At 33.0% G+C, this 8,142-nt stretch carries 9 protein-coding genes; 8 read left to right on the forward strand and 1 reads right to left on the reverse strand.

Going from position 1 to position 8,142, the window contains the following annotated elements; all coding sequences use genetic code 11:
• Nucleotides 1–23: 23 nt before the first annotated feature.
• Complete coding sequence (locus tag ACE1EF_RS05230; protein ID WP_375719568.1) at nucleotides 24–287, reverse strand: hypothetical protein; 264 nt, start codon at nucleotides 285–287, stop codon at nucleotides 24–26.
• Between the two features lie 7 nt (nucleotides 288–294).
• Here ACE1EF_RS05230 and ACE1EF_RS05235 point away from each other — a divergent pair, with 7 nt between their 5' ends.
• The 8 genes from ACE1EF_RS05235 (at nucleotide 295) to ACE1EF_RS05270 (ending at nucleotide 8,001) form a co-directional block, all read left to right on the forward strand.
• Entirely contained in the window at nucleotides 295–735 is a 441-nt protein-coding gene (locus ACE1EF_RS05235) for a hypothetical protein (protein ID WP_375719569.1), read from the forward strand.
• A gap of 167 nt (nucleotides 736–902) precedes the next feature.
• The gene (locus tag ACE1EF_RS05240; RefSeq protein WP_375719570.1) at nucleotides 903–2,774 is read left to right on the forward strand and encodes an ATP-dependent nuclease; all 1,872 of its coding nucleotides are present in this window, start codon (nucleotides 903–905) and stop codon (nucleotides 2,772–2,774) included.
• Between the two features lie 173 nt (nucleotides 2,775–2,947).
• On the forward strand, nucleotides 2,948–3,790 hold the full coding sequence (locus tag ACE1EF_RS05245; RefSeq protein WP_375719571.1) for a hypothetical protein: 843 nt from the start codon (nucleotides 2,948–2,950) through the stop codon (nucleotides 3,788–3,790).
• Between the two features lie 207 nt (nucleotides 3,791–3,997).
• Complete coding sequence (locus ACE1EF_RS05250; RefSeq protein WP_375719572.1) at nucleotides 3,998–4,615, forward strand: hypothetical protein; 618 nt, start codon at nucleotides 3,998–4,000, stop codon at nucleotides 4,613–4,615.
• 188 nt (nucleotides 4,616–4,803) lie between these two features.
• Nucleotides 4,804–5,598 carry a hypothetical protein gene (locus ACE1EF_RS05255; protein WP_375719573.1) on the forward strand — a complete coding sequence of 265 codons (795 nt, stop codon included), beginning with the start codon at nucleotides 4,804–4,806 and terminating at the stop codon, nucleotides 5,596–5,598.
• Between the two features lie 170 nt (nucleotides 5,599–5,768).
• Nucleotides 5,769–6,539 (forward strand): hypothetical protein, encoded by a 771-nt coding sequence (locus ACE1EF_RS05260; RefSeq protein ID WP_375719574.1) that lies wholly within the window; start codon nucleotides 5,769–5,771, stop codon nucleotides 6,537–6,539.
• 159 nt (nucleotides 6,540–6,698) lie between these two features.
• Entirely contained in the window at nucleotides 6,699–6,953 is a 255-nt protein-coding gene (locus ACE1EF_RS05265; protein WP_375719575.1) for a hypothetical protein, read from the forward strand.
• A gap of 268 nt (nucleotides 6,954–7,221) precedes the next feature.
• Entirely contained in the window at nucleotides 7,222–8,001 is a 780-nt protein-coding gene (locus tag ACE1EF_RS05270) for a Fic family protein (protein ID WP_375719576.1), read from the forward strand.
• The last annotated feature ends 141 nt before the right edge of the window (nucleotides 8,002–8,142 follow it).

Raw genomic sequence — 8,142 nt, forward strand, 5'->3', positions numbered from 1 at the left:
GGAAAGTTTCGTGTTTTGGGTTTTCAGATTAACGACAGGGAAATTGAGCGGGAAAGATGACCAGATCTTACAATCTCAATGCGGGCAGACAAAGAAACAGCAGCACCTAACACACGGTCATACTGCATGGCAGTACTTTTAAATAAAATATTACAACATTCGCGGGTTATCGCTTTTGTCCTGACAGTTCCTTTCCCGTAGGAAAGAAACTGCCACGACAGCATACCGTGGGAACGTTGTACACCATTTAACTTCTCGTGTAATTCAAACTTTTCAGAATAAAACATTTTAAAAATGAAAATACAGGCTAAGATTTTGTGGACTATCATTTTATTTGGACTAGGATTTTTAGCAGGTTATCAGTTTTTTAGAATTTCAAATGATAACATCATCACTCCTGTGTTTGATATAGAGACAATATATTTGCCAGAGTCTTCAACAAGATTGTATTTGAAAAAAATAAATTGGGGAATAACTGGCGATAGCCAAATTATGGCAATCTCAAATTCATCGAGTAAAAATATTGATGTAAATAATAAAAATGATTTTATTTTAGAAGGACTTTGTCAAATATTTTACAAGATTGAAAGTGATACTTTATTCATTTATTCTACAAATAAATTTAAGGAACCAAGTAATTTCAATTCTACAATTAATATAAAACAAATAAAACTAGAAAACACTGAATTTCAAAGTCTATTTAAAGAGGCTAATAAAGGAATTAAAATATTTTAATAAAAAAACGGTGTACAACACGCGGTCATAGTGCATGCGGTTGTGTTTTAACCAGCAAATTCACATTCCGTATGCCGTCGTTTTCGGCTTGACAGTCTCCACTTCGTGGGACAGTCAACCGCACGACACCATACCGCGGGAACGTTGGCAGCAATAAAAATAGAAACATGATTGAAATAGACATACAACCAATTCAAATCCCAGTAATTTGGGGAGAAAAGACTTTTAAAAAAACACAATGGAGTGAAATAAACTTAATAGTTGGGCCCAATGGAACAGGTAAATCCTTATTGGCTGAAAATTTGAAAAATCAGTTAAATAAAAAAGGATATAAAGCAAGAATTTTGAATGCTGAGCGACTGGCAGGTTTAGAAAAAAATGATTATAGTTATTTCACTTCGAGCAATTTTAGAAGAGGTTTTGATATTTCACATTTTGGCCAATTTAAAAGTAATGGAGATAATTATGGTTTATCTACCTCGGCATTTGTATTATTAAAAGAAAGACTGGATATCAGGATTAAAGTTGAGGCACTTCTATCTGACATCTTTAAAAAAACTATTCGATTGATTGAGGAAGGTGGTTTTATGAAGCCAAAAATACAAGACTTAAATGGTACAGCAGAATATAGCCTCAAGGAACAAGAATGTCATGGATTAAAGGAATTAATTACACTTTTTACTTTTCTATATTCTGACCAATATGAATGTTTAATTTTTGATGAACCTGAATTACATTTACACCCACAATTTCAATCATTTTTTCTTTCCGAGATAAGAAAAATGTCAGGGAATCCTAAAACAGATCCTTCAAAAAAAATATTCTTTATTATAACACATTCACCTTATTTTTTAGATTTCCAAACAATTAACGATCTCCAGAATTTATTGGTTTGTCATTTCCAAAAACCCCCGACTTATATAGATGAACTTAATGCTGATGATGAATGGAGATTGAAAAAATTTCTTCCTCGATTTAATACACACCATAAACAATTCTTTTTTTCACCAAATCCTGTATTTGTTGAAGGTCATACTGATCAACAGATAATTACCTTGATGTTTGAAAAACTTAATAAAAACATCGGGGCATCAGGGTCTTCCGTTATTGACGTTGGTGGAAAAGATGAATTAGAGGTTTTCTTTAGAATTTGTAAAAAACTTAATTTAAAAGCCAGATTTATAGCAGACCTTGATACCTTATTCAAAGGGAAACTGAGACAAACTGTGAGTGCCGATGAAAGAGCTCAAAAGTTTATTCAGCAAAACGGAATCGGTTCAAATGTGTCCTCAGAAATTGGTGATGTCGAATCAAAACTAAAAATTATTGCAGATGATTTAATATCAAAAACCACAGCAGATTCTGATATATCAGAATTAATAATTCATCTGAAAGCTTTAGCTGTAATTCCAGATGAAATCCATCATTATCGGTATTCTTTATTATTAGGTATAAAAAGATTCAAAGATAAAATCGAGAATGTAATTTCTGCTAAATTAAAACCTGACTTAAATTTAATATTAGGTAGAGTAAATAAACTAATTGAAGCATTCGAGACATGCAATGTATATATTTTACCTGATGGAGAATTAGAACATTATTTTATTAAATCGCCAATCCAGTATCTAAATATTGTAAGTAAAGATAAACTATTTGAAGAAGAGCGAGATTACATTTTACTATGCAATGATAAAAACGAACTTACTACTAATTATTCAAACATTATAGAAATATTAAACAAATCTGTTCCCGTTGTAAACATTGATTTATATACTCATTTGAAATATGTTATACTTGAGTGGATTCAAATTGTACAAAGAGGTATTGCAAAAGGAGAAATAATCTCATTGGATAATTTAAAATCAAATGCAAAAGTGGATTATAAAATATATAATCAAATATTTACAGCAGAAGAACTTACAATTAACCCTGATAAAAAATTCATTTGTAAAATTAAATTTAAAAATAGTCTTATCGAGACAGATAAGGAAATACAATTTGATGAAAAGACAATAGCGCATGAATTTAAACTTGATTAAATATTTACTGCTGCCAACATGCGGTCATAAAACAGTTGGGGTTCAGTGGTTTGCGAGTATTTGTTCTCGCATCAACTTTTTCAACGGTGGATACGAACGCGCTCCGAAAACCCAACCGTTTCATACCGCAAAACCGTTGCCTGCAAGTGTAAGACAGTGCAAAAATGAAACATATGACTAAAATTTTAACGATTTCTATTCTTGGATTAGTTTCTTGCATAGCGATAAGTAAGACAGATAAATTCATCGGTGGATGGACTGAAAATAGAATAGAGTTTATTAACTCAATTCCACATGTTGACCAAAAGGATGGATACCGTGACTTAATGATGTATTTTAAATGGGCAGGAATTAACAAAGGAGATTTGTTTCAAACAAACGATTCACCATTTGATTGGATTCGTAAACCAGACAACCTGATTTCAGCTCATAATACATTGAAAGCGATTGGATATGAGAAAATTCTATCTAAAGAAAGCTATCAAGACACAATGTACTTTCAAGATAGATTTGGAGGTATGTTGAGACACGATTGGGAAGGATTGACAATTGAACAAATTATTGATGGACTAATAAGTTTCTATTATCAAGCAATTCGTATTGACACCGGATATTATCACGATTTTTGGAAAAGACGAATAAATGAAGGGAATGCGTCCGAAGTATTGACAGTATTGGAAGATATAAGAGACATTTACTCAGATTCTAACAATTCGGTTGATTTTCAAATGGATTTGGTAAATGACACAATAAAGTCATTATTACAACTTGATCTGGAATTGCAGAGTTATGATACAATTCCATCAAAAGAATTTATGACCAGATATTTTGACTACTTAGTCAAGATTGGACTAAATCATTCGGCATATAATTGGATGATTGAACAATATCCGAATCAGTTTGACAAAGACTCCATTAATAGGATTTTAAAACTTGATACTATTCCAGAATCAAAATACTGGCAGACAAGAAATAATGGAACTTGGATTTATACGTATAGAGACAATGGACCTTAATAAACACCAGCAGGCAACACGCGGTCATAAAACATTTGGGGTGCAGTGGGTATTCCAGCATATTGCCACGCCTCAAGGTTTGGTAACGGTGGATACGAACGTAGCCCGCTCACCCAAACGATTTTATACCGCCATCCGTTAGGCGCAATGCTGACGCGTCCTGAAAAAATATAAAACTACCCGGAATAATTTGATTAAGTTCAACACATGTTTCCCATAAGAAGATTTGAAAACAATAGGTATTATGCATATACTGGGATTATAATAATATTGATTTCAATTCTACTTGTAATTACATATCGCCGTGATACATTTTACGATTGGACAAAATTAAGACCTGAGATAAAGGATACTGTTTTAGCCATAAAAAAGGACTATGAATTTGAGTTTAATCTTAATTACCCTAAAAATAAAATTTCAAAAGACTTAATACGTCGAAGATGGCTAATGGAGAATGCTACAAGCTCAGAACTTGACCATTTACTTAACTATCCAGATGGGAAAATAATAGTGACTGCATTTCAAGGTTTATTATTAAAAAATGATACAAATATTCTGGGAAAATTAGAATATGTTTTAAACGATACAACTGAATTCATTTGGACTCCAATTGCCATTACGCCCGTTGGTTTATACACAGTAAAATATATCTTAGGACTTGATAGTTTATTATATGAGGGACCGCCACCACCGCCATCTCAATATTCAATTATTGATTATAATAAGAAATTCACAGCTAGTGAGATAAATTTTATTGATAGTTTAATTACCAAGATTGATTTTGAAAATTATACCAGATTTGAGAAATATTATGATCATAGATAAAGCACAGCGCCTAACACACGGTAATAGTGCATGCGGTTGTGTTTTAATCTGCAAATCCACTTTTCGTATGCCGTCGTTTTCGGCTTGACAGTCTCCACTTCGTGTGACTGTCAACCGCACGACACCATACCGCGGGAACGTTGGCTGCAAGTTTAGAATGAAGTTCTATATAAACTATTTTATTTATAATGAAAAGTATCTTGATTTTGACATTGACGGTATTTTGTATTCAAGTTTTTGGACAAGAACGAAAGTCCCCAGATGAATGGTACAAAGATTATGTTACAAACTATGGTTTGGATTTTAAGGAATCAAAATCAGAATTGATTGACTATGATCTGGCTGAGTTATTTTTTCACACTCCATCAAGTGAAATTTACGGAGTGATTGGAGACAACATGCAAAGAATCCAAATCAAATGGATTTCTATAAATAAGGACCCAAATAATCCTGAAAACTATTTTGTTTATGGAAAAACTAAAGTCAAATCAAACATCTGTGAATTTACGGGAATAATTAAAATCAAAACTGTAAGACTTTATCCAGAAGGGAAATACGATTTGCCTTATCGAATCAAAATAAAACCAGAAAAAATTGGAGTATTGTTTTGTGATTATACACTGACGGAGAATTCTAATGAAAATCATACGGGCTATTTTCAAGGAATATCAGCAACAGATTTTTACATTAACAATGACTCATTAACTTACAACAATTTGAGAAGTAGTTCAGATGACATGACCAATAATCAATTTGTAGGTACTTGGACGAGCTATAATTATGGGACTTCTAAAATTTGTAACTGGGGTGATTATAGAGTGCCAAATGCTCCCGGATTTGACTGTGGAGCTGCAGAGTTTAGTCCATGCAAAGAATTTGAAGAATATGGATGGAAGAATTTCAAACTGGCTAATACTTATTGGCAAGAAAGTGAAGAGATAAGAAAAGCTAGGGAAATTGAGAATAAAGAATGGTGGAAATAAAACCAGCAGCCAACACGCGGTCATAGTGCATGCGGTTTTGTTTTAATTTGCAAACCCACATTCCGTATGCCGTCGTTTTCGGCTTGACAGTCTCCACTCCGTGGGACAGTCAACCGCACGACACCATACCGCGGGAACGTTGTATGGCATACGAAGAAACCTAACTGCAAATGGAAAGTAACTATAGAAAATTAACACCAGAAGAAGTTTTCTTTATTTTTAAGGAAGAACATAGACTATGCAGCCAATTTGATGTTGAAGCTGACCCAACAGCTGATTTGACAATGGATTCTTCAATAAAGGAATGGCGCAACTCGATGGATTTACTCCCATGGAGAAAATTAGGTAAATATCTGAATGAGGAATTTGAAATTACTATTTCGGAAAATGACTGGGAATCTACACTTGAGCCATCAAGAACCAAACGACTTGGAGATGTATGCAGATTAATATCAAATCATGCACAGATTGAAATTGTAAAACCGATTAAAGTATTCGGAAAAGACTGTCTTTCGGCTTCATTGTTTAAGACAATTAAAAGAAACTTGACTAAGAGAGGTGTGGATACTAAAGATTTGAAACCGTCATCATTGATTGAACCATATTTGAAAAATCATTTTGGGGAGTTTATAGAACAGATTAATAAAAACTATACTGGTGTTATTCCAGAGATTAAGACAACTGAAACAAAGTTGAGTAAATCAAATTCATTGATATGGTTTGCTTTAATTCTGGTTTTTATAGCTGGATTTTTTTGGTATCCTTTATTTGGTTTAGCGGTGATTCTTTTGATAATTGGATTGTTTTCAGGAAATGCATCAAAAAAAGAGTTTGAAGACCAAAGTGATATGATGTTTATTCCTGAAATAAAGACTTTTCGGGATTTAGTCGAGAGAATAATTGAAAAAAGTACGCCATACAACAATGTGTATAGTGCATAAGGGTTTCAGAGGTTTTCGAGCGGCATCACCCGCATCAATTTTGGGTGGTAACTTGATAGGTTTGAAGCCCGCAATCCCTTACGACACCATACACTCAACGTTAGCGCCAATTTTAAAATAACAAACAGTCTTGAACTAAACTATTAGAAAAGCTAAAGCATGAGTCGAAAAACGGAGAGAAGATTTCTGAAAATTTTAATTTCTGTTTTATCAATACCATTTTTATTCTTCCTTATTACAGAAATAATGACACCTGACGGTTATGTATCCGATGGAGTTACAGATTGGGGAATTGGATTTATAAGTCTTTTTATAATCTTACCTATTACATGGTTAATATTTACCCTAATCATCATTATTGTAATTGATAAAATCCATAAAGATTTACCTGCTGAGAAAGAGAATTTAACTTAGGAAATTATGATTGTAAGTTTGAATTGAATTTCAACGAAAAACTAAATTGAAAAAAAACTGGCGCTAACACGCGGTCATAGTGCATGGCAGTACTTTTAAAATAAAATGAATATACGTTCTCTGCCTGCTCTTTTCGTCCTGACAGTTCCTATCCTATCGGACAGAAACTGCCACGACACCATACCGCGGGAACGTTGTGGGTAATGCATGAAAAAAAATTCAAATAAAAGCACTGAATCAATTATCTTTGAGAAAAGAGAGTTTTAATATGAGCTTTGAAATACTTACATCTGAATTATTGGTTGATTTTACTATGAAAGTAAATGAATCTCCTTTAAACAAATTGAATAGAATACCACAGCTTGAATTACCAGTGGATTATTTTCAGTTTTATAAGTCAGTATCGTCAGTTTATTCTTCAAAAATAGAAGGTGAAGACATTGATTTTGACAGTTATTTCAAGCACAAGTTCATGAATGTTAAATTCAAAGCAGATTACACCAAGAAAGCGGATGATTTGTACTCAGCATATGAATTCATAGATACAAATAGTTTAAACCTCAAAAATGTTAAAAAGGCTCATTCAATTTTAAGTTCAAATTTGTTACCCAAAAGTCAACAAGGACAAATCCGAAACAATCCAATGTTTGTAATAAACAGTAAAGATCAAATTGAATATGTTGCTGCAAGTCCTGAATCCGTTAACAGCGAACTTGATAAGCTTTTTAGAGATATCGGATTACTACAGAAAAAAGAATTAAACTCATTTGAGATCTTTTATTATGCATCATTAATTCATTTAGTTTTTGTCAAAATACACCCTTTTCAAGATGGAAATGGAAGAACAGCAAGACTAATTGAAAAATGGTTTTTACAGGAGAAAATTGGAGAAAAAGCAAATTCAATTCAACTAGAGAAAAATTATTACAAAAAACTAACCGATTACTACCATAATATAAGGAAATTAGGGCTTGAATATGAAGAATTAAATTATAAAAAAAGCCTTGACTTTTTGCTTATGACAGTTGAATCCATCAATGAAGAATAAAAGGCACATACCCACAACACGCGGTCATAGTGCATGCGGTTTTATTTTAACCTGCAAATCCTATTTCCGTATGCCGTCGTTTTCGGCTTGACAGTCTCCACTTCGTGGGACAGTCAACCGCACGACACCATACCGCGGGAA

The sequence above is a fragment of the Quyinboa sediminis genome (assembly GCF_042219855.1).
Taxonomy (GTDB): Bacteria; Bacteroidota; Bacteroidia; order Bacteroidales; family UBA5342; genus JBHJHP01.

Excerpts from the sequence above, each read along its gene's own strand:
- ACE1EF_RS05260 (WP_375719574.1), top strand. The coding sequence starts at position 5,769 with ATGGAAAGTAACTATAGAAAATTAACACCAGAAGAAGTTTTCTTTATT.
- ACE1EF_RS05240 (WP_375719570.1), top strand. The coding sequence starts at position 903 with ATGATTGAAATAGACATACAACCAATTCAAATCCCAGTAATTTGGGGA.
- ACE1EF_RS05230 (WP_375719568.1), bottom strand. The coding sequence starts at position 287 with ATGTTTTATTCTGAAAAGTTTGAATTACACGAGAAGTTAAATGGTGTA.
- ACE1EF_RS05270 (WP_375719576.1), top strand. The coding sequence starts at position 7,222 with ATGAGCTTTGAAATACTTACATCTGAATTATTGGTTGATTTTACTATG.
- ACE1EF_RS05265 (WP_375719575.1), top strand. The coding sequence starts at position 6,699 with ATGAGTCGAAAAACGGAGAGAAGATTTCTGAAAATTTTAATTTCTGTT.
- ACE1EF_RS05245 (WP_375719571.1), top strand. The coding sequence starts at position 2,948 with ATGACTAAAATTTTAACGATTTCTATTCTTGGATTAGTTTCTTGCATA.
- ACE1EF_RS05255 (WP_375719573.1), top strand. The coding sequence starts at position 4,804 with ATGAAAAGTATCTTGATTTTGACATTGACGGTATTTTGTATTCAAGTT.
- ACE1EF_RS05250 (WP_375719572.1), top strand. The coding sequence starts at position 3,998 with ATGTTTCCCATAAGAAGATTTGAAAACAATAGGTATTATGCATATACT.
- ACE1EF_RS05235 (WP_375719569.1), top strand. The coding sequence starts at position 295 with ATGAAAATACAGGCTAAGATTTTGTGGACTATCATTTTATTTGGACTA.